The organism is Bradyrhizobium sp. Ses1 (genome assembly GCF_059512365.1).
Window position 1 is genome coordinate 132,562 of sequence record NZ_JCAMOQ010000013.1, and the last position, 20,719, is coordinate 153,280.

Genomic DNA, 20,719 nt, shown 5'->3' on the forward strand with positions numbered 1-20,719 from the left:
TTAATGCGAAATAATTCTTGTCCAAGACAGAATCGCGGCTCGCAAACCGAGTCCGAAACGAGAACGTCGATGTGTGTTCCTACCTGTGCGGCGGCTCGGCGTGGCTGATGACGCGCTTGATGGTGGGGAAGGCGCGGCGCAGCGCGCGCTCGATCGCGTCGACTTCCTCATGCACCTTGATGACGCTCATCGACGGCGCGGCGCGGCAGTGGAAGTTGACGATCTCGCCGGCGTCGGAGTCGCGGACGCGCACATTGTGGATGTCATGGATCGGGCCGTCGGCGGCAAAGCGCGTCAGCGCCTGTCTGATGGTCTCGACGCGATCGGGCGCGGCGTTGCTGCCCCACGGCAGTTCCGGCTCGAGCGGCTCGATGTGGGTGTCGACTTCGACGTCCTCGCCGAAGTCCTCGCGGATCGCGCGTTCGAGATCGTGGGCGATGGCATGGGCCGCGGTGAGCTCCATCTCGCCGTCGACCTCGAGGTCGATGCTGACGATCAGCTTCTCGCCGAGCGCGTGCACGGTGACGTGATGGATGGCAAGCCCGGAATTGCGCGCGATCACCATGATGCGCTCGCGCACGCTCTCATTGTCGCGCGCGACCGGCACCGCGGTGAAGGTGAGGTCGGCATCGCCGAGCACGCCGGCGACCGCGGCCTGCGCCCTGCGCTTGATCTCCTCGACGCGGTCGATCGGAATGGTGCGCGGCACCTTGGCGATGGCGTCGATGAAATAGGTCGGGCCGACCATGCGCACGCGCAGCCGCTCGACCTCGACCACACCAGGCACGTTCCGGATCGCCGCGGTCGCCTTCTCAAGCGCGCCTTCCGGCGCCCGGTCGGTCAGCGTCTCCACGGTCGAGCGCGCCATCCGCAGGCCGAGCAGGGCGATCATGACGGCGACGGCGATGGCCGCGGCGGCGTCGCCCCACCAGAAGCCGAGGCCGGCCAGCACGAGGCCGATGATGACGGCGAACGAGCCCATCACGTCGGAGGCGAAATGCAGCGCGTCGGCGGCGAGCGCCTGGCTCTTGGTTTCCCGCGCGGCGCGATGCAGCGCCCGCGCCCGCCAGAGATTGACGATGATGTCGATGATGAGGACCACGAAGGGGATCGCGGAGATTGACGGCGGCGGCGCGCCTTCGCTCAGCCGGCTATAGGCCTCGACCAGGATGCCGCCCGCGAGCACGTAGAGCAGGGCGATCACGCCGAGCGCGGAGATGCTTTCGAGCTTGCCGTGGCCGTAATGATGCTCTTCGTCCGCGGGCACGTCGGACACCCGCACCACCGCCCAGGTGATGATGGTCGCGATCAGGTCGACCGAGGAGTGCAGGGCCTCCGAGATCAGCGCCAGCGATCCGATCGCGATCCCGACGACGAGTTTCGCCGCGGCCATGCCACCGCTGGCAAAGACCGAGATCGCTGCGACCGAGGATTTGACGTTGTGAGCGCTCATCGCCTGCGGTGTAGCAGCCCACCCGCCAACATCAAGCGCCGATCGCAGTCGCAATCGCTACTCACTCGCAGCAGCAGGTTGTTGCGAATTATTCCGAATCCAGAAAATGTTTCGCGTGAGTTCACCAGACACATTTCAGATGCAGGTCCACAGTCTCGCGGCGTGTTTCACCCGAGCTTTGCAAAATCATTCGCCCAGAACCAAGAGGGCGCAGGGAACGCCGGGTGCGCGCTGCACCCGCGGTCTCGTGTGCATAAGTGCACAAAGAAGCGCACACGAGCATACAGGTTCAGCGGAGACACTCCGGCATTCCCTGCGCAATGGTTTTACGGCTTATATCGTGCTCTCCCCGGTGAGGCCGGGCTTCTTGCCACCGTCGCCCATGAGAGGCGTTGGCTTCTCACGGACTTGACGCCAGCGTCGGGGCGTCAGGACCACACGACTTCGCCGTCCGCCTCATGCGCACTCGTCTGTCGCGCAATCCGCGTCCACCGCATCCCACCGCAACACTCGTGACGATCGCGAAGCGCCCCTCAATCGGGTGAGACGGGCGGATTAATAGACTGATTTGCATTTCGGAAAAACAGAAATATTTTTTCCGCGCGGACTGGACAGGTTTTAGGTGATTTGCCCGTCGAAGATAGAACGGATGAGACGGCGCAAACTCCGACTTCCAGTCGATTGTTGATTCAGCTAACGCCGGCATCGCTACGGAGTCACACGATGCCGGCGCTCGCGTTCGGTTAGAGGTCTTCTTCTCAGAGGTTCGGATGCAGGTCTCGCACGGTGCTCACGTTCTCGAGTAGGGAGGCAAGATGCAAGATGGTCGACTCGGCGAGCCAGCTTCCGACGAGCTGCACGTTGATCGGCAGTCCTTCCTTACTGGTGCCGAACCGCATCGACAGCCCAGGCAAGCCGGTGACGTTGAGCGGCACGGTGGCGCCCTGGAGGTAGGTGGCGTCCACGGTCTTGCCGTTGATGACGAACTTTGCGACGCCATGCTTGTGGGCCGGGATCGGCAGGACCGGGGTGATCAGCGCGTCGTATGTCCTGAAATAGTCGGCATAGCCGTCGCGCAGCCGCTCGGCGGCCTGTTCCGCGTCGATGTAGTCCTTCATGGACGTATCGGGCAGCGAGAGCATGGTCTTGGCCATTTTATAGAGCTCGTCCTGACTGCGGCCGGCGGTCGCCTCCGCGAATGCAGGCTTCATCTCCATCACGTGAAGGCGGTTGAACACGTCGAGGGCGAAGTCGCGCTCGAGCGCCGGGATGCGCACCGGCTCCACGAAACAGCCCCGGTCCTTGAGCGCCTCCGCGGCCGTCTTCACTGTGTCCGCGACCTCGGGGGCCACCGGCCCGAAGCCGGGCTCGACCAGCCAGCCCACCCGGAGCTGACGATCGGGCGAGCGCCCGACCCCCGCATCGAACTGCGCGGTGCTCGTTGCGAAAGCGTCTTGGCCGTCAGGGCCGGCCAGTTGCGAGAAGGCGAGCGCGAGGTCGCGGACACTGCGTGCCATGGGACCAACATGCCAGAAGCGGCGCGGCGCGCGCGGCCAGATCCCAGTCATGGGCACACGCCCATGCGTTGCCTTGAGGGAGACGATCCCGGTCTGCGCGGCCGGACCGCGCACCGAGATCGCAAGGTCGGTGCCCAGTCCCAGCGGCGACATGCCGGCCGCGATGGCCGCGGATTCACCGCCGCTCGAGCCCCCCGGCGTGCGGGTCAGATCCCAAGGATTATTCGACCTGCCGGAGAGCAGATTGTCGCTTTCGATCCAGTAGGAGAACTCGGGAAGGTTCGTCTTCCCGAGCAAGATGCCGCCCGCCTTCTTCATGCGCGCGACGCTGGTCGCGTCGATCTCGGGAACGCGTCCCTTGAAGATCGGCGAACCGCGCTGGGTCGCCACGCCTGCAGTGTCGATCGAGTCCTTCACCGTGAAAGGCACGCCATGCAGCGGCCCGAGCTCCTCGCCGGCGACGATCGCCTTCTCCGCCACCTTGGCTGCTTCGAGCGCATCGTCGGCGAGCGTAACAATCGCGTTGATCTTCGGGTCCACGGCCCCGATGCGATCGAGGTGTGCCTGCACGACCTCCACTGGCGACAGCTCCTTTGTGCGGATCAGTTCGGCGAGCTTGGTCGCGTCGGAATAGATGATGTCGGTCTTCATGGACGTTGCCTACCTAACACTTGGTAGGATGTAATTATCTCTTCCAAAACCTGGCGTCAACCCCTATCTAACGCTTGGTAGGTAGCGCATAGGGGGGTTCGTTGAGCGCAAATTCACGAGAAGCGATCTTGGCGGCGGCCAGGCGGACGGCGCAGGCTCACGGCTACAGCGGCATGAACTTCCGCGATCTCGCGGCCGAGGTGGGTATCAGAGCCGCGAGCATCTACCACCACTTCCCGAGCAAGGCCGATCTCGGCGCGGCGGTAGCGAAGCGTTATTGGGAAGATACAGCCGCCGAACTGGACGCCATGTCGTCGGCATGCGCCGACCCGCTGCGCTGTCTGCAAGCATATCCCAACATCTTCCGAAGATCGCTCGAGAGCGGCAACCGTCTGTGCCTTTGCAGCTTCATGTCCGCCGAATACGACGACCTGCCGGTGGAGGTTCAGAAGGAGGTGCAAGCTTTCGGCGACGTCAACGTCGCATGGCTGAGCAGAACTCTTGTCGCGGCGGGCTTGGTCGGACGTGAGGAAAGCGAAGCCCGAGCCCGCTCGATCTTCGCCGCCGTCGCGGGGGCCCAGCTCATGGCACGCAGCCGCTCGGACATCTCACTGTTCGATGCACTCATCGATGGCTATCGAGCCGCTGGTCTCCTGCCGGGCGGAAAGAAAGCATCTCGTCGGTCGTAGAGCCTCGGCGTCAGTTCTTCATGTCGGCTCTTGGGCCCAAAGCAGACGTTGGCATCCTCGATTTAATTGGTGGCCTAGACTATGCTCGGCGCACTGGGGGTCTTTGCCGGTCTTTTCGACTGGTCAACTTTGAAAATAGCCTGCTTGAACCTGACAGGCCACCATGCTCACGCTTTATTCCTATCCGCCGCTGTTCGGCGTCGCCGACAACAATGGCTACGGTCTGAAGGTATTCGCCTTCCTCAAGCTCGCTGGCGTGCCGTTCCGGCACGAGCATATTTTCGATGCGTCGAAGGCGCCGCGCGGACAATTGCCATATATCGTAGATGGCCATGACAGCGTCGGTGACAGCGAGACCATCCTTGCGTATGCCACCGAAAAATATGGCGTGACGCTGGACGTCGCGCTGACGCCGGCTCAGCGCGCGACCAATCTCCTCATCACACGCACGCTCGACGATCTCTACTGGGTGATGTCCTATTCCCGCTGGAAGGACGAGCGCTACTGGCCCCAGTTCCGCGATGCGCTCAAGCGAGAGCATCCGAGCCTTACCGATGACGGGTTGATGAAGGCCAGGGAGTTCAACATCCAGCGCTACTATTACCAGGGCATCGGCCGCTTCGAGGCCGACGCCGTGATGGCCCGCGGGCTCGCCGATCTCGCCGCACTCGCGAGCCTGATCCCGCGGCAAGGCTATGTGCATGGCGACAGACCGACGGCCATCGACGCCGGCATCTATGGCTTCGTCGCCAACATCTATTTCTACGAGATCGACACACCGCTGAAGTATTTCGTGGTCTCGCACGACGGTTTGGTACAACATTGCCGCTCCATCCATACGGCAGTCAGTATGTGAGAACGGAAGAAGATTAGCCGCCGATGCCGCACGGCTCGCAGCCGCTGCAGCCGCAATTCGTAACGGCGACACCACGTCGGAGACCTACACCACGGCGCTTCTGCAGCGTGCCCGAGCGCTTGCCGAACTCAATGCCTTCATCGCCATCGACGAGGCTGCCGTGCTCGCGGCCGCAAGGGACGTGGACAAGGCGCGTGCGGTTGGGGCGGCGCCGCCGCTGCTAGGCGTGCCGCTTGGGGTGAGGGGCAGCTATTTGGCGAAAGGGCTGCCCACGAGCCTGGGTCTCGACGGTCTCGCTCACTTCGTACCGCGGGAAGGCGCGGACATGGCGTCTGTCCTGTCCCTCGGCGGGAGGTGCATCAAGACCCCAACTCCAATTTAGGCGATCTTGGCGAAGCGGCCGAGACAGGCCGCACCTGCGCCACAGGTGCGCCCTATTGTCTTCCCTTTGTCCCCTTAATCTGCGCACCAAGTCGGGGATCTGCAGTCGGAATTGTATGGGGGAACCGCGGCAGCGCGGCTGGCGACATTGAAGATTTGGCAAGCAAGCTGTGTTGCCGGCGCGCTGATCGCGACTTCGCTTGCCGCGATTTGTCAAATCGCGGCATCGCCCCCGAGCGTCGCAACGCCGAATGCGAGAGTTGCTGATGCATTCAGCGCCATGCCGCTTAATGTGACGAGGGTCCTGACAAACGCCCTGGCAGCGTTGCCGGCCCCGGTCTTCGAGGCGAAATTCGATACAAGGTCATCGGCTAATGCGATTGTTGCGGAGGGATTCAGCGCCGCGGCGTCGGACGCGGCGATGCCGTCCGATGTGACCAGTTCGCTGCGGCAAGGACGGATGTTGCACGCCAGTGCCAGCCTCGAGGCTGTGCCGCCCGAGAACGAGGCGACGCTACGACAGGGCCGTCCGCCTGCTTCGCCCAATCCGGACGAAGGCGAACAGTCGTATCTGAAGTATTATGTCTACTCGGAAATTCCGCCGCCGGAGAAACCCGCGAAGATCGCCTTGTCGGCGTTGAGCGGCGTCCCGCTCGGAACGCCCGTCCAGGAGATCGAACGCGCGGCCAAGGCGTTCGATGTCGATGCCAATTTCATGAAGGCGGTCGCCAAAATCGAATCCGATTTCGATCCCAGGCAACGCACTGGCTCCTATATCGGTCTGTTCCAGCTGAGCAAGGCTGAGTTCGGCAAATACGGATCGGGCGACATCCTCAATCCTCGCGACAACGCCATGGCTGCCGCCTACAAGTTCGTCACCGAGGCTGTTCTATTCGAAGTAATAACTCACAAGCAGCCGACGTTTTCCGATCTCTACCTGATCCACCAGCAGGGCGGGGAAGGAGCCGCCGAACACGTCAGCCATCCGCAGCGGATTGCCTGGAAATCGATGTGCGCAACCCAGGAGGGCTCGGCGAAGGGCGAGCGATGGTGCAAGCGCGCCATCTGGGGCAACACGCTGCCAGCGGTCAAACGCGAATGGAAGTCGGTCGATCGCCTCACCTCGGGCGCGTTCGTGGCGATGTGGCGGGACCGCGTCGACACCCTCTATGCCCGCTATCCGGCGCCGACGCTAGCGACGGCCGAACGCTTGAGATGACAGTTTGCGACCGCCCACACGTCGTTTCGTCGGGAAGGTGTGTCGGCACTCTTGGGGGTCCGGTCCCGAAGCAAAAGTCATGTGCTCAGCCTGCCGACCGTGACCATGGCGCCGGTGTGAAGTAGGCCAGCAGTCCCGCCGCCCGGAATGCTTGAGCAAATAGATGGCGTGGCTCCCGCAATCTGAGGAGCCCTGCGATCACTATGACGACGATGAGCCAGGTCTGTGGTTCGTCGAAACGAGTGATTGCCCCGGCTCAATCAATCCGCATCTTCCATGCTGAATGAGTGCGTAAGAGCGTGCTCGGCGGCCGTACACCCGCATGCTTGCCCTGGCGACCGTTTGGCCGCTGCTGCCGGCGTCTCACCTTTATGTGTCTGGCGATGCCACATCTCCGCGAAGATTCCTATTGAATTACGATCGTAATTTTATATGATGATTGTAATTACATCGAGCTAAACCGCCGTTCGTGGCAGTGAGATGCCGCGTCTCAGCTCTCTTGCGAGGATTTCATGGACGACGCAACCGCCACTTCACGCCGCGCCGCATCGCGAGACACCGCGGACTTGGCCTCCCTTGGGCTCGCAGCCGCTGCAGCCGCAGTTCGTAACGGCGACATCACGTCGGAGACCTACACCACGGCGCTTCTGCAGCGCGCCGGAGCGCTTGCCGAGCTCAATGCCTTCATCACTATCGACGAGGCCGCCGTGCTCGTGGCCGCGCGGGACGCGGACACGGCGCGTGCGGCCGGGTCGGTGGCGCCGCTCCTGGGCGTGCCGCTCGGGGTGAAGGACAGCTATTTGACGAAAGGGCTGCCTACGAGCCTTGGTCTCGGCGGTCTCGCTCACTTCGTGCCGCGGGAAGATGCGGACGCTGTCCGCGCCATCAAGGGGGCGGGCGCTCTGGTCTTCGGCAAGAACAACCTCGTCGAGATGTCCTACGGCTTGACCGGTCACAATGCCCGCTATGGCCAGGTGAAGAACCCGTTCGCCCGCGATCGCGTGTCGGGCGGCTCGTCGAGCGGATCCGCCGCATCCGTGGCCGCCGGCATCGTTCCCGCATCCTTAGGGGGTGATACCGTCGGGTCGATCCGGGTGCCCGCATCGCTCTGTGGCGTAGTGGGATTCAAGCCTACGACCGGGCGATGGCCCCGCGATGGCGTTGCGCCGATCTCCCATACCCTCGACACGACGGGCGTGTTCGCCCGCAGCGTTGAGGATTGCGCTCTTATGGATCAGGTGGTGACCGGTGAAATGGCCGCGGAGCCATCCGGGCGCGGATACGACGCGAAGGGGACCCGGCTGGCCTACGCACCGCGACAAGTTCTCGATCTGGTCGACCCGGAAATCGAAGGGCGCTTCCGCGAGGTGGTGCGTCGGCTGCGGGACGCCGGCGCCGAGGTCGTTGAGGTCGACCTTGGCGATGACTTCGGCGCCCTTACGCAGACAGCGACATGGAGCATCTTCTTCCATGAGACGATGGGCGCGATTTCTGAGTTCCTTCGCCGCCACGATATCCCGACCACGTTCGAGGAGATCATCGAGGGACTCAAGCCCGAGCTTCGTGACACGTGGAGACATGTGGTCTTGCCGGAAGGTGCAGGCGCTATCTCCGCAGAGGCCTATCAGACCGCACTGGCTGTGAGCCGCCCGGAAATCCAACGCCGGCTCGACGAGGTGTTCGTCGCCCGAGGGGTGCAGGCCATACTGCAACCGACGACGCCCTGCACGGCGCCTTTGATCGAACAGCAGACGAACTTCCAAATCGCGGGGCGGCAGGTTAGTCACCTTACCCTGGCGAACCACACCGTGTTGGCGAGTAGCGTGGGCCTGCCGGGTATTAGCCTTCCGGCTGGCCTATCGCGCGGCGGCCTCCCGATCGGCCTTGAGCTGGACGCCCCCTTGGGGAGTGACGGGACGCTCTTGGATCTTGCACGCCGGATCGAAGGCGTCTTGTCGGCAGGCTAGGGAACGAGAAGGAACAATGCGTTTCGAGAAGGGTCATAAGGCGGCGACGCGACGGCACATCGTCGATGTGGCGTCGAAATGCTTTCGCCGAGACGGCGTCTCCGCCGCCGGGATCGGCGGGGTCATGGGCGAGGCCGGCCTGACCAAAGGGGCATTCTCTCCGCACTTCGACTCCAAGGAGGCGCTCGTTCGCGAGGCGCTGGCGAGTGCGCTCGCCGACCAGCAACATCGCCTCGATGAAGATCAGCGAAGGGGCCTCGATCTCGAAGGCGCGATCCGGAGCTACCTGAACCGCGCCCACCTTGAAAACCTAGCCGCGGGGTGCCCTTCGGCGGCGTTGCTCCCGGAAATCGCCCGCCAGCCCTTGCCCACCCGGCGGGCCTACGAGGAGGCGCTGCGAAGCTACGTTTCGACGCTGGCTGCACTGCTTCCAGATGCCGGCTCCGCAAAGAGCGTCCGCCGTGCGACGGCCATCTTCGGCCTCATGGTGGGCACCCTCCAGTTCGCGCGGGCCGTGCCCGACGCTGCCCAGGCGGAGCAGATCCTGGAAGGCGGCGTCGAGGCTGCGCTGCAGCTGGCGCGAACGCCGTCTCCCCCATAGTCGCGAGTTCGTAGCGCATGAAACGTGGCCCCAGCTCGTGAGCTTGAATCACAACCGTCAGGTCAAACACGATGCTCGGGCCGGCAACCGTTTTGGAGCAAAGCGGACATCAAGTGGTAGGCAGAGCCCGCGGAATGGGTCGAAAATGACCCACAACGGACCTCGTGCGGTGAACAGCGTTCCGCTATCAACACTGAGAGAGCTTCCCCCAGCGCGTTCTGTGGCCCACCATATCAGCCCGCTGCCACCGAGGATGATCACGCCCAAACAAACCCATCGAAGTATGCCGATGGTGACGACCTCCGCACCAAGCACCATCACGGGTACGGTCATGGCGAGGTAGTAAGGTCCGATGTATCGGCAGTGTGTACGAGTACAGCTTCGCGCATTCAGCATGCGCGCTGTGCCCATCCAGATGAGGGCGATGATCCAGATCACGGACTTGGGCTTTAGCTTTGTGCCGTAGCCGGTACATTCATAGAAAAACTGACAGGCATCCGTCGGCATAATCTCGACTTTCGCGACGGCGCAGTACGGACAAGTGATAGTCGATTGAAAAGCATCGGATCAGCTCTTGGGTGTGGACGGATAACTAGCCTTCGTGGTGGCCGAGGTTAGTTGGTTCACGTCGGCGTCAGCGTCGTCATAAATGACCGTTGCCGTCTTGTCCTTGTAGGACACCGCAACCAGCGCCCCGGGTAGACTCTTTGATCTTTTCAATTGTCTGCCAGTCGGAGCGTACCAGCCTTCAGTTCGGAAGATTGCAACGCACGACCCGGGGTGACGATCCGTTTAACGTCTTCCTTCAGGAGGTAGACTGAGACGGCGAGCAGCACGAGATCCTTCAAAAGGAAGGCCGAACTATTCGTCATCGCTGGAAAGCCTCCGGCGCCAGCATCCCACGCGTCCGGAACGAACGGAAATGCCGTGAAGGTAGCGATGAAGGTGAAGGTCGAACCGAGGGCGCCGAGCATGCCCGCTTTGTTGTTCCAGAAACCCAGAAGCAGCAACGTGCCAAACGTCCATTCTGAGGTGCCGAGAAGAATGCCGGTGCCGCGAATGCCCAACACCGGAATCGTCCAGGAGATAAGCGGGCCGTGGGTAATTATGGGCAGCAGTCCTCTGATCTCCGATTCGAACCATTTGTCGTACCCGAACCATGCGAAGATGATCACCATTGCGGCGCGGAGCAGGTGATAATCGACCTTCAGGAGGCCCGTGCGGCCGAGAAGCTGAGCGATAGCGTTCATTGGATTTTTCCTCAACGAGAAGGCCAAGCAATCCTCGGGATCGCACTCCGGAGCCAAGATCGCATCTGGCTGATGACGACGAATGTCACCATAAGCGCGCGACTGAGATTGATGAGGCTTTACAGGCTCAATTATATGCTCCATCGTCTCGCCCGGAGGACGCGGTGACCTGAGCGGCGGTGCCTGACCCAATCACCATCAAGTCATATGTTTTCATTGCGATTTCCTGTCGCCCAGAGGTGGAAAAGTAGAGCCTGTAGTAACTAAAGGAGCGATGCCTGCAATTGCTCTTGCTTGCTCCCAACGCCTGCCGCCTTGGCTTTATCCAGCGTTTGCGAGAGGTTCTTCACCTGATAGCCGCTCACCTCCTACCCAACGCGCGTATCCTCAACGTTTGGGTGCGGGATGCCGATTTCGGACTTTTTCACCGTTTGCCAGGAGCTGATCATACAATCGGTCAATCTCGCGCGCCTGATCGGCCGTGACATCCTCCTGATGCAAGCCTCTCAGTTCATGCTCGGTTGGCTGGTAGTTGTGCCCATTGCGGATCGGCCATGATCCCTTGCGGCCTGACGAGGCGTCCTCTGCAGATCCAATGTTTGCCAGCAACAACGACGCCAGAGCCAATGTGACTCCATATACAAACTTGCTTGACATGGTCCGCTCTCAAGCAGCTATCGAGCTCAAACGTAAAACCCATCTCATCAGGGAAAGGGAAATCAATACCGAACGTCAACCGACTTGCTCGGCAGTTTGATATCCGAAAAGTCTGATCGAGACGATAGTCCGTGGTATTGAGTAGCATGCGACGACTTCAACGCCTTGGCTTTCGAAAAACAACGATCTTTGTTCTCTAAGCACGTCAAACAAGTACGTGGCGAGCCTCGCTCAATCGAAGTCACTCGAGCATCTAGCGCGGCCGAAGGCGTGCCAAGGCGGCGCGACACGTTCACGTTCGGCACAATCAAGGCCCGTTCGGGCGCCACCCATTTCTGGCTAGGCCCGAGGTTGCCAGTCTACGAAACGGATAGGGCGCGCCAGTCAGACACTTCAGATTTTGGCCCGTCGGAGACATGCGGACCGCTATGATGAATGTCCGCATTCGAGGTCAAAGCGGAAAAGATGGGCTCACTCTGAGTTCTTCTCAGTTTGACCCAAAGCAGCGGTAAAGCGCGCTACGTCACGTTCTTCCGCGATACAGCGGTGAAGCTCCCTGTCAGGCGGATCATTGTTGGGCCGGCCGACGGCGCGGACGAACGTAGCCGCGCATTGAGCCGTCGCTCGCAATAACGCGATGACACGGGATCGATGGGTCGTAATTTGTGCGCATGATGGTACCAACCGCGCGTGCAGCTTTCGGATTGCCGGCTTTAGCAGCGACAGCTTTGTACGTCATGGTCGTCCCCTTTGGGATCTTACGTACGATGTCGCGGACCTTATCTGAAAACGTTTTCATAGGCCGAGTGTAGCACGTTTCTCAGAAGGTTTTCGCCTGTTTACTTTCGATTGGACCGAGCGCCTCATTGAGGTCCGCTTACTGGGGCGGAGTGGGCTAGGTTTGCTCACTCTGAGTTCTTTGTATCTTGAACCCCGACCGGACATGTTTCCTGCGGGGCTGCAATAAGTCGGCGCGCGTGGTAGATTTTTTGCCCCGAACAAGGGAGCCGGACATGCAGGCGCGGGACGTGATGGTTCGTGGGGTTATCTCGGTTGGCCCCGATATCCCCGTTCAAATCGCGGCCAATGCGATGGTCAGTAACTGCGTCAGCGCGCTCCCGGTCATCGACATCCGCGCGAAGCTGGTCGGCATCGTTTCGGAAGGCGATCTGATCCGGCGCGTCGAGATCGGCACCGAACGGCGCCGTTCCGGAGGGAGCGAAACGCTCATGTCCAGCGACGCGCTGGCGAAGGAGTTCGTCAAGTCGCACGCCAAACGGGTTAGCGATGTGATGACGCGTGAGGTGATCACGGCGCAGCCGGAAACACCGTTGCGGGAAATCGCGAACTTGATGGAGAAGCACAGCATCAAGCGGGTGCCGATCGTTCAGGACGAACTCGTGGTCGGTATCGTCAGTCGTGCGAACCTGTTGCAAGTCTTGGCACGCGCCAACGACGATACGGATTGGGTTGAAAGCGACCGCGTGCTGCATCAACGCTTCGTCGACAGCATCAAGGATCAGCCGTGGGCGGGCAGACCCTTCAACATCATTGTCAGTGACCGCTGCGCCGATCTCTGGGGATTTGTCTACAGCGTGGATGAGAAGACCGCCGTTCGCGTTGCGGCCGAGGCAACGCCAGGAATAGAATCGGTATCGGATCATTTGGGCATCGCGCCCTGAGGCAGATGCTGGCCCGACTCCTGACGAGTGCGCGCCCGTCTCTGGTAACGACGAAGCCGCTCAGGTCGGATCGCGCTGAAAATAGACCCGGTTTTCGACCGGCATGAAGGTGACAACAGAGCCGTGCTGCGCCGCGAACGTCTCGATGTTTCTTCTGCCGTCCCGGTCCGTTTCTCCGAACGCGTATTGTGCACCCTTGTTCGAGAACAAGATGCTCGCCTCGGCAGACGTGATCCAGCCCCGCTTGCCCGGTGAGAATTTCGACAAGGAGCGAGCAAGCGCGCCCTCGCTTGTTCCGTCGAGCCTCGTGGCATCGGGCGGAGCGGGAACGGCCCCAAATATCAGTCGGATAAAGCTTCTTATTCCCATCTCGGCTCTGCTTCTCCAACATCCAGGGCGCGCTGCTGCACGGGTGCGCTTTTCACGGGAGATGGCTGGCTCAGAAACAGGACGCCTACGCAGAATGGTGATGCAAGCCTATTGGTTCCCGTTTGATTTATCTCAAGCAACAAATGACGGCGCGCCGTCGCGCGGCGCGGCCCGCCGGTGCGTTAAATTCGCTCCACCCCTATATTCACTGTGAACTGCGCGTGCCGCTGTACGGCCTCCGCTGCGCCCTCGACGATTTTCGCCGGTTGGGCAAGGCGAAAGACAAGAGCGAGGATCATGAAATCCCTGTTCAAATGGCTGTTCTTCGCGTGTGGCTGGATCGGCTTGCTTCTGAACCTGGTGTTCGTCGCCGTGTCCTTCACGCGCGACGTGCCGATCGAGGCCTCGGCGACCGAGGCCGCGCTTGAACTACTCTGGGTCGGCGGCGTCACGTTCTTCGGGCTCGGCGCTCTGATCCTTAACGGCGAGCACGAATAGGGCGCACCGGCACGAGATGCCCAACAAACGACAAGCGTGCCGGGGAAAGCTTGATTGCGGCCCGGTCATAGTCGCGGGTCCAGTGGCAGGGGTGTCACTGGCCGTACCGTAGTATGACCTGGCGCCTCAGCGCCAGGTTGCCGGTTCGCAGGGAGGATTGTTCCAGGCACCTCCGGCAAACTGGCCAACGTCTGGAGCCCGGATGCAGTGAACGACGCGGGAGGGGGCGATGACTGCGCCGTTTCTGTCATACCACGCCGCCCTGCCGCCTGAGCGCCAGGTTGCCGGTTCGCAGGGAGGATTATTCCAGGCACCACCGGCAAACTGGCCAACGTCTGGAGCCCGGATGCAGTGAACGATGCGGGAAGAAGCGACGGCTGCGCCGTTTCTGTCGTACCATGCCGCCATGGCCGGACTGGCGAACATGGCCACAGCGATCAGTGCTGCCGAAAAGAGCTTACTCATTGCGTCCTCCTTTGATTTGGCTCGGGCCTCGGACGAATAAGCGTCTGGAAAATTTAGAGCACCGACCTGGCCCGAGCGATGCTGCACCAACAACCTGAGTGAACCTAAACGTTAGCGCTGCTCCCCAGCGGCGGACTATGCATTTTCGGCAGTTGGACGGATCGGCGTCCCATTTTTCTGGCCCAAAGCTGTTCGCCGGCCGTAAACATAGTTCCGCCTCGTCGGCAGTGTTAAAACGCAGGGACAGCTTGGGGGTGAACTTTCTGCGAAAAGCATCTGTCTCTCGTTGAATGTTAGCTCGCTTTAGCGCAGTGCGCGGATCGCTCTCAGGCGGGTGACGTTGCGTTTGATACGGAGCACCAAATGGATTCCACGCTGGACGGCAAACTCGCGGAAGGGCAGGTCGCGAACCTGCAGGAGCAGATTTCGAACCTGTTGGCGCGCGAAGCGGGAGTCAATCGTTCGGATCCGCCGACCAGCATTGGTCCTTCGCCCTCGCCGACCAGCATGAAGCCGCCTCGCGCCCCCCTGGCAAGGATTCATCGAGCGGCGGATTGGCGCCATGTGGTTTTCGTCGGTTCTCTGTTGGCAGCATTCATTGGTGTCGCTACCTGGTGGCGGTCGTCCTCCGTTCATACGGAGACGACGGCTCCCTCAGACCCAGCACCTCTGACACAGACCGCACCGAAAGATGCTGCGCCGACCAATGTCGCGCCGACTCCGGTCGTCCCGTCGTCCGACTTGGCACAGCAGCTCCAACCGATGGCGCGCGATCTCGCTGCCTTGCGGCAAGCGGTCGAACAGCTCGAGGCGGCGCAAGGGCAATTGGTCCGCGACAACGAAAATGTCGCGAACCAACTCAAGGCGATCCAGGCAGAAATGGCACGCAACAACAATATCATCGATCAGATCAAGGCGGCCCAGATACAGATGGCGCGCGAAAGCGCGACGGTCACCGAGCGGCTTAACGCAAGCCAGGAACAATTGGCCCGCGTCATCGCCAACACTTCAGAGCCAAAGATCAGCCCCGAAGAGCCAAAGGCGACGCCCGAAATACCAGTGCCGCGTCCACGGCCATCGACCAATGTCGCCCAAACGCACAAGCCGACGGCCACCCCGGCGCGGCCGCAAGCCAAAAATCCGCAACCGTCATCGGTATGGCCATGGTCAGTGCGCTAGGACGTCAGCGAGCCAAAAGGGCGCTTTCTATTGTTTGGGTTTTTTCGGCGCGCGCTTTTTTGGTCCAGCCTTGGGAGACGACTCGGCGTCGTCCCCCTGGCAGGGCCAAGTATCTCTGAATGCTTCGATAGCGACGGTGATCCCCGGTTCCTTCGCTCGATCCGGATTGTTATCAAGATATCGCAGAAGGACCTTGGCGCCCTGCAATATGCTGCCTTGCGCGGGCGGACATGCACGTATGTCAGCCGGCAGATTCGGTGAAAACAGCACTGCAGTCTCGATCATTCCCTCACATGCGCCGGCGGACCGAGCGTCGTCCTGATTGCGAAACGAGTTCTGAACAAACAGCTCGCAAGATCTCTGCGCGTCGGTTCCTTTATCCACAACCGTGGCGCTTGCCCCTCCGATGACCGAAACGACCAGGCCGGCAACAATGATATAGACCCGCATTAACGTCCCCGAACCGGCGCAATAGCTTACGCGCACTTGATTTGCCGCAGTGGAGCCGCCGCCCGCGCCGTTCGAGGCGGCTCGAACGGCTTAGCTCAAAACAAGGGTCTGATCCATCGCCTCCAAATGCGGGCGACGCTAACTAGAGTGTGATGATTTTTCTTCGAATCATCATCCCGCTCTGTCTTTTGCTTGAGCATGATCTCCGCGCAAACGCTTCGCGTTTGTCGCGAGGTGTACCGATGGGCGCATCCGATCAAACGAGGCGCACACGAGTGTCGCGTTTCCTCCAAGGAAACCACTCGCTTGAACTCGTTGAAGGGCGCGCGGCTATCCAAACGGTCAGGAAAGCTGGATGAACTCAATACGGAGGAGTCTAGCTCCGATCGGATTCAAGCTGCACCGTTTTCCGTCCACCGTTCAGCTCTCTGAGCTCGTTTACGTATTCCTCAGGCTTTAACAGATGAAACGGAGCCTTCAGGCCCATAAAGGTCGCTATGCGGCCGATAAAGAAGGTGCAGTTGGTGGTTGCCGCATTCCATAGCGGCGAGGTCTCCTGGAGATGCTTGATGTAAGCAAAGACCTTCTTGGCGTCAGCCTCGTTCAAATAGACACGATAGCTCGCCGTCAAATATTGCTCGTCAAGATCGCCATAGCTCGCCCCTGTTTCAGAGGGAACAAATACGAGGTGTCCCAACATGTAGGGCAGCGTGTCGCCAGCCGGAGCCAAACCCGCGACCTCGACCTCCTTTTCGCTCGTCTTTCCGTACCAGACGAAGGCATGACCGTAGGATGCTGCCGTGCGGGCACGAAAATCGACGTAGTAGGGGCCTCTGGCCGTAGCTCTTTGGATCGGCTTAGCGTCTGACCTGGCAGGCGGGGCACTGGGCGTAACCGCAGCCATGCTCTCAGCATGCTTGGCTGCCGGTTTAGGGGAAGCGTCCCGTTGCTGCTGGTCGGAGCGCGCCGCGAGCTGTTGTGCACTCCCGCTCCCGGCCCCCAAGCTCACGGAGGCCGCGAGCACCGCGACCCCAGCAAGACGTTGAAGACCTGGATATTTCCGAGTCATTCCCAGCATCTTCGAATCCTCGCGAATCAAAGATCGGATGCCACAGCTAGTCGATTTACCTCAAACGTGCGCCGTCGGCGCACGACCAGGTACTAGATCAACCTTTGGTCACGACCGGGGCCGCAACCGGATATTTGCCTACCGGGCTCTTGCCGACGGGATATTTGCCCAAGGGATATTTGCCGACCGGCGCAGCTACCGGCTGAGGCTGAGGCCGCGGGAGGTCGGCAGCGGCTGCTGTTCCCACGAAAGCTAGAGAGGCGACACCGAGGATCACGAACTTCAACATCTTAGTCTCCCACTGAATCAGGATACCGTGAAATTCACCCGTCAACAGATAGCCCGACGCTCGCCATGGCAGCAACAATTAGACTGGGCAATTAGCGGTCGCAGCAGCCGTTTGTTGTCAGATGTTGCGGAAATGGCACGGAATTTGAGGTGTTTGGAACCCGGTCGCTTGTGGTTCCCCAGATCCGATAGCTGTCAGGACCTGCTTCTGAGTACTGGCGGGAACACCCGACCCGTCCGCGCCATATACGCGCGATAGCTGTCGCCAAAGGTCTCCAACATCATTCGTTCTTCTCGGGCGACGCGGCCAAAGTACAAGATCCCGAAGCCGGCCAGGCCCGCAAAGCCGGCAATCCAATTAGGCAGCAGCAGCGCCTGGGCGATAGCCCACAGCCAAAATGCCGAATACATCGGGTGTCGAACTCTCCGATAAATCCCTTCCGTCACCAGTTTATGCTTCTCCCGCACATCGAGACTGATCGACCAGTTCCGTCCCAGCGCACGATGCGTCAGGTGAAACATACCCAAAGCCGCAATCGCAAAGAAAAGCCCGAGCCAGGCGAACAAGGGATGAAAGCTGTAGGCGGCAAAACGAGGTATCGCTGTCGCTACGTAGAGGAGCGGCACAAGTCCAAGTCCTGTAAGAGATATGAGCAGCAGCGCAGTTTCCACCGGGCCGCGGGCGCTCCATACAATCTTTTCGCGGCGAGAGCGCCGCGCGTACTTATAACGTATGAGGTACCAGCCGATCGCCAAGGCGACGAAAATGGCTTTAGAGATGGTGGGCGTCATTTGAATCAGGCTGCCGCGCCCGGACTTCCCAGCAGTTCGCTTTCCGGCGGCGGCGCGCTCGCAATAAGTCCTCCGTCGCCAGCGATCATGGACAGGGCGCCATCCGGGGCGAGCGTCTGGGATTTAGCTGAAACAGGCCCGCATGTCAGCATAAAGTAATCGTACGATGTTCGCCTGTCATTTCCACTGACGAACTGGTTGTGCAAACGGAAGAAATGGAAGCGGATGCGTCGATACATGTCGTGGTTAAGCATTCGACTGAGTTTCACGATCCTGACGGTCGTTTCGTTTTCCGTCGACAAGCCCATTTCGGTCATAGGCCGGCTTTTGTAGAAGTTCAGGGGATCGATGAGGGCCTGATAGTCGCCCCAGAAGATCGCGCGCGACTTGGCGACGCGTTCCATGGCCGCGCGAAAGCGTATTGCCTTCGGGTGCAGGCCGACCTTGAGTATGGAGGATCCAACGCTCAAGAACGTGACCGGCGTTTTGTTCCCACCGAGCGCCGGCTCCAGCTTCAAAGCGCGATCAAGCAGACCAACGGCAAGCACGGCGCCAAGGCTGTGCCCCAAGACCAAAATTTCGTCTGCGGCAACGTTGCTCGCCGCAGCCACGAGCTCGCCGGCCAACCTGTCCAGTCTTTGCTCGATTTCTAGATTGCCGTATCGAATGTACTCGCGAGAAAAAATCCAATCATCGAACAGGTCGCCCAGGTGCAGCCAGCGCCACGGACCCGCCAAGGCGGCAGCGAACCCGAAAAGACCGCCACCAGCAGCAATGGCAATCGATCCGGTGATTTTGAATGCAAACGCGCCAATCAAGAAGGCGGCCGCGACGAGCAGTCCGAACATGACGAATGGATAGAGAAAGAAACCTGCGTATCGCCAGTTGGTCACCGAGTAACGCCAAAGAGTGCCGGAAAAAACGAAATCCAGAAACGTGAGAATGCCGATGGAAATGCGTGAGCCAATGCTTCGACGCCCGTAGGCCTCGATGACGTCGTCCCACCGGACCAGACGGTAATCGGTTTCGACCAGCCAATCGGGGCCGGTTGTCGTCACATTCCATCCAATCTGATCGGCGGTATCGCGCAAACCGTCGACGGTCGCTTTCACTGACCAGGTACGTTGGAACCTGGCAATTTCGCGCACAAAGCGTCGTTGCGCGCTGAGATGCGACGTGATTGGATCATAGCCGCCAATATGAAATACCAGCCGCTTCGCTACAGGCTTTCCGATCATCGTCTCGCCTGCGACTATCCGCGGTTTCGACTATCCGCGGATTCATCGTGTTGCTCGCTGTCCACGCGTCAATTGTAATTGCGCCGCATAGCGAAGCGTCTGATACCAAGGGTTGTCAAGAGAGAATCGACCAATTATTGGGGGAAGATGTTGACCTGTTTTGCCCTCCGTACCGGAACCGCTCGAACAATAGCGTCGATCGTCGCGGCCTTGCTTATCGGATTGTCCGGCAGTGCGCCCTCTCAGGCACAGGACGAGTTATCATCTGCGGAGAGATGCCTTTCGGCAAATTTCAACGCCTCGCTGGGTGCACAATTGCCCCGCACGGCGGCGCGTTTGAAATCCGGTGAGCCGCTGAAGATTGTGGCGATTGGATCATCGTCAACAGTGGGACTCTGGGTGCTTAGGTCCGCCGCCACATATCCGGAGGTGATGCGTCGAGAGCTCTCGAGACTTAGATCCAACGCCACGATCGAGGTTATCAACAGCGGTCGAGTCGGCGATACGATTCCAAACAACATCGCACGCTTCCAGCGGGACGTTTTCGCGTACACGCCCGATCTCGTTATCTGGCAGTTAGGTACTAATGATGTCGCCTGGGGGGGCCGGCCGGGCGAAGGGCTCAAGAGAAGCGTTCTTGAAGGGGTTAGGGCACTTAAGGCAGGGTCCTCGGACGTCGTGTTGATGGACATGCAATATGCGCCACAGGTGCTCGCTTCCGCCAGCTACTCAACGATGGAGGGCATCATCGTCGATGTCGCAAAACAGGAAAAGGTCGGGCTATTCTCTCGTTTTGCGCTAATGCGAAACTCGATCACTGCCGGGGTTGCGCAGAGCGAGCTGGTGACGTTTGACGGATTGCACAACACCGCCGACGGTTACGACTGCATTGGACGAGCCCTTGCCCGAGCCATCTCGACGAGCGCGCGTTGACAGGCCTGGCTCGGCCGAATCGAACGCTGTGCCTCCGCATGAGCTGGGCGCTGGCGGGGACCGCGGCGCCAAGCGTGCAGATGCCCGAGAACGCCAAAAAGACCAAATTCTCCTCGACGATCACCGCGACGGCCGCTCACAGTGGATGACAGCAATTCGCGCTGACGCTGTCAGGAGGTGCGCTCATGCACCATTATCTCGGCGAACTTATTGACGTATTACTAGTGCTTGTCGCTGCGTGGATGGTGCTGGCCGTCCCCTTTGTTATCTACGCATATTTCGCACGTCTTAAGTACCCGGTGAGCGAATCGGTCTTTGGACGTGTGGTCGTTATTTCCTTCTTCATCATAACCACGTCGATTTGGCTCCCTATTATTGTGGGCGCGCTAGCCCTGTCGCTGGTCGGTCATTTGTGGTCTCGATTCAAGACAAGGCCACGTGTCGACGGCGCCAGCCGACACCGATCCTGCAGCACAGATGGTGCTGATCGGCTGGGGTCATGACGCCCCGTTTAA

The 20,719-nt window shown here is 60.5% G+C and carries 24 protein-coding genes; 11 read left to right on the forward strand and 13 right to left on the reverse strand.

The window, feature by feature from the left end; genetic code table 11:
• Positions 1-79 precede the first annotated feature (79 nt).
• Positions 80-1,453, reverse strand: a complete 1,374-nt coding sequence (locus tag AC5ZG5_RS17745) for a cation-efflux pump (protein WP_456645056.1) — start codon at positions 1,451-1,453, stop codon at positions 80-82.
• Between the two features lie 758 nt (positions 1,454-2,211).
• Positions 2,212-3,621, reverse strand: a complete 1,410-nt coding sequence (locus tag AC5ZG5_RS17750) for an amidase (protein ID WP_456645055.1) — start codon at positions 3,619-3,621, stop codon at positions 2,212-2,214.
• A 101-nt stretch (positions 3,622-3,722) separates the two neighbouring features.
• Between AC5ZG5_RS17750 and AC5ZG5_RS17755 the strand changes: the two genes are divergently transcribed.
• The 6 genes from AC5ZG5_RS17755 to AC5ZG5_RS17780 all read left to right on the forward strand — a co-directional run bounded on the left by AC5ZG5_RS17755 (position 3,723) and on the right by AC5ZG5_RS17780 (position 9,334).
• Positions 3,723-4,310, forward strand: coding sequence for a TetR/AcrR family transcriptional regulator (locus tag AC5ZG5_RS17755; protein WP_456645054.1), 588 nt, complete (start codon positions 3,723-3,725; stop codon positions 4,308-4,310).
• A 163-nt stretch (positions 4,311-4,473) separates the two neighbouring features.
• Positions 4,474-5,166, forward strand: a complete 693-nt coding sequence (locus AC5ZG5_RS17760; RefSeq protein ID WP_456645053.1) for a glutathione S-transferase C-terminal domain-containing protein — start codon at positions 4,474-4,476, stop codon at positions 5,164-5,166.
• Between the two features lie 100 nt (positions 5,167-5,266).
• A complete protein-coding gene (locus AC5ZG5_RS17765) occupies positions 5,267-5,548 on the forward strand; it encodes an amidase family protein (RefSeq protein ID WP_496165457.1) in 282 nt (93 codons plus the stop codon).
• 420 nt (positions 5,549-5,968) lie between these two features.
• Entirely contained in the window at positions 5,969-6,766 is a 798-nt protein-coding gene (locus AC5ZG5_RS17770; RefSeq protein ID WP_456645052.1) for a transglycosylase SLT domain-containing protein, read from the forward strand.
• Between the two features lie 512 nt (positions 6,767-7,278).
• The gene (locus AC5ZG5_RS17775) at positions 7,279-8,733 is read left to right on the forward strand and encodes an amidase family protein (protein WP_456645051.1); all 1,455 of its coding nucleotides are present in this window, start codon (positions 7,279-7,281) and stop codon (positions 8,731-8,733) included.
• 16 nt (positions 8,734-8,749) lie between these two features.
• Positions 8,750-9,334, forward strand: coding sequence for a TetR/AcrR family transcriptional regulator (locus AC5ZG5_RS17780; RefSeq protein ID WP_028169234.1), 585 nt, complete (start codon positions 8,750-8,752; stop codon positions 9,332-9,334).
• Between the two features lie 57 nt (positions 9,335-9,391).
• Here the strand turns inward: AC5ZG5_RS17780 and AC5ZG5_RS17785 are convergent, their stop codons facing one another.
• The 4 genes from AC5ZG5_RS17785 to AC5ZG5_RS17800 form a co-directional block, all read right to left on the reverse strand.
• Complete coding sequence (locus tag AC5ZG5_RS17785; protein ID WP_456645072.1) at positions 9,392-9,880, reverse strand: GDCCVxC domain-containing (seleno)protein; 489 nt, start codon at positions 9,878-9,880, stop codon at positions 9,392-9,394.
• Positions 9,881-10,050: 170 nt separating this feature from the next.
• A complete protein-coding gene (locus tag AC5ZG5_RS17790) occupies positions 10,051-10,728 on the reverse strand; it encodes a YkgB family protein (RefSeq protein WP_456645050.1) in 678 nt (225 codons plus the stop codon).
• A 243-nt stretch (positions 10,729-10,971) separates the two neighbouring features.
• Positions 10,972-11,241 carry a hypothetical protein gene (locus AC5ZG5_RS17795; protein ID WP_130230395.1) on the reverse strand — a complete coding sequence of 90 codons (270 nt, stop codon included), beginning with the start codon at positions 11,239-11,241 and terminating at the stop codon, positions 10,972-10,974.
• 568 nt (positions 11,242-11,809) lie between these two features.
• Positions 11,810-12,040, reverse strand: a complete 231-nt coding sequence (locus tag AC5ZG5_RS17800) for an MGMT family protein (RefSeq protein WP_456645049.1) — start codon at positions 12,038-12,040, stop codon at positions 11,810-11,812.
• 214 nt (positions 12,041-12,254) lie between these two features.
• On the opposite strand from AC5ZG5_RS17800, the gene AC5ZG5_RS17805 reads away from it, so the two are divergent.
• Positions 12,255-12,923, forward strand: coding sequence for a CBS domain-containing protein (locus tag AC5ZG5_RS17805; RefSeq protein ID WP_456645048.1), 669 nt, complete (start codon positions 12,255-12,257; stop codon positions 12,921-12,923).
• Positions 12,924-12,983: 60 nt separating this feature from the next.
• On the opposite strand, the gene AC5ZG5_RS17810 is transcribed toward AC5ZG5_RS17805, so the two are convergent.
• Positions 12,984-13,133, reverse strand: a complete 150-nt coding sequence (locus tag AC5ZG5_RS17810; protein ID WP_456645047.1) for a hypothetical protein — start codon at positions 13,131-13,133, stop codon at positions 12,984-12,986.
• A gap of 456 nt (positions 13,134-13,589) precedes the next feature.
• Between AC5ZG5_RS17810 and AC5ZG5_RS17815 the strand changes: the two genes are divergently transcribed.
• The gene (locus AC5ZG5_RS17815) at positions 13,590-13,790 is read left to right on the forward strand and encodes a hypothetical protein (protein WP_456645046.1); all 201 of its coding nucleotides are present in this window, start codon (positions 13,590-13,592) and stop codon (positions 13,788-13,790) included.
• 126 nt (positions 13,791-13,916) lie between these two features.
• Here AC5ZG5_RS17815 and AC5ZG5_RS17820 read toward each other — a convergent pair whose 3' ends face one another.
• Positions 13,917-14,255, reverse strand: coding sequence for a hypothetical protein (locus tag AC5ZG5_RS17820; protein WP_456645045.1), 339 nt, complete (start codon positions 14,253-14,255; stop codon positions 13,917-13,919).
• A 363-nt stretch (positions 14,256-14,618) separates the two neighbouring features.
• Between AC5ZG5_RS17820 and AC5ZG5_RS17825 the strand changes: the two genes are divergently transcribed.
• The gene (locus tag AC5ZG5_RS17825) at positions 14,619-15,434 is read left to right on the forward strand and encodes a hypothetical protein (protein ID WP_456645044.1); all 816 of its coding nucleotides are present in this window, start codon (positions 14,619-14,621) and stop codon (positions 15,432-15,434) included.
• Positions 15,435-15,461: 27 nt separating this feature from the next.
• On the opposite strand, the gene AC5ZG5_RS17830 is transcribed toward AC5ZG5_RS17825, so the two are convergent.
• The 5 genes from AC5ZG5_RS17830 to AC5ZG5_RS17850 form a co-directional block, all read right to left on the reverse strand.
• Positions 15,462-15,884, reverse strand: a complete 423-nt coding sequence (locus tag AC5ZG5_RS17830; protein ID WP_456645043.1) for a Rap1a/Tai family immunity protein — start codon at positions 15,882-15,884, stop codon at positions 15,462-15,464.
• Between the two features lie 376 nt (positions 15,885-16,260).
• Complete coding sequence (locus tag AC5ZG5_RS17835; RefSeq protein WP_433994576.1) at positions 16,261-16,959, reverse strand: hypothetical protein; 699 nt, start codon at positions 16,957-16,959, stop codon at positions 16,261-16,263.
• 91 nt (positions 16,960-17,050) lie between these two features.
• The gene (locus tag AC5ZG5_RS17840) at positions 17,051-17,242 is read right to left on the reverse strand and encodes a hypothetical protein (protein ID WP_027577737.1); all 192 of its coding nucleotides are present in this window, start codon (positions 17,240-17,242) and stop codon (positions 17,051-17,053) included.
• 194 nt (positions 17,243-17,436) lie between these two features.
• A complete protein-coding gene (locus AC5ZG5_RS17845; protein ID WP_130227127.1) occupies positions 17,437-18,033 on the reverse strand; it encodes a protein-S-isoprenylcysteine O-methyltransferase in 597 nt (198 codons plus the stop codon).
• A 5-nt stretch (positions 18,034-18,038) separates the two neighbouring features.
• Entirely contained in the window at positions 18,039-19,271 is a 1,233-nt protein-coding gene (locus tag AC5ZG5_RS17850; protein ID WP_456645042.1) for a hypothetical protein, read from the reverse strand.
• A 150-nt stretch (positions 19,272-19,421) separates the two neighbouring features.
• On the opposite strand from AC5ZG5_RS17850, the gene AC5ZG5_RS17855 reads away from it, so the two are divergent.
• Positions 19,422-20,204, forward strand: coding sequence for an SGNH/GDSL hydrolase family protein (locus tag AC5ZG5_RS17855; protein ID WP_456645041.1), 783 nt, complete (start codon positions 19,422-19,424; stop codon positions 20,202-20,204).
• A 185-nt stretch (positions 20,205-20,389) separates the two neighbouring features.
• A complete protein-coding gene (locus AC5ZG5_RS17860; protein WP_456645040.1) occupies positions 20,390-20,707 on the forward strand; it encodes a hypothetical protein in 318 nt (105 codons plus the stop codon).
• Positions 20,708-20,719 lie beyond the last annotated feature (12 nt).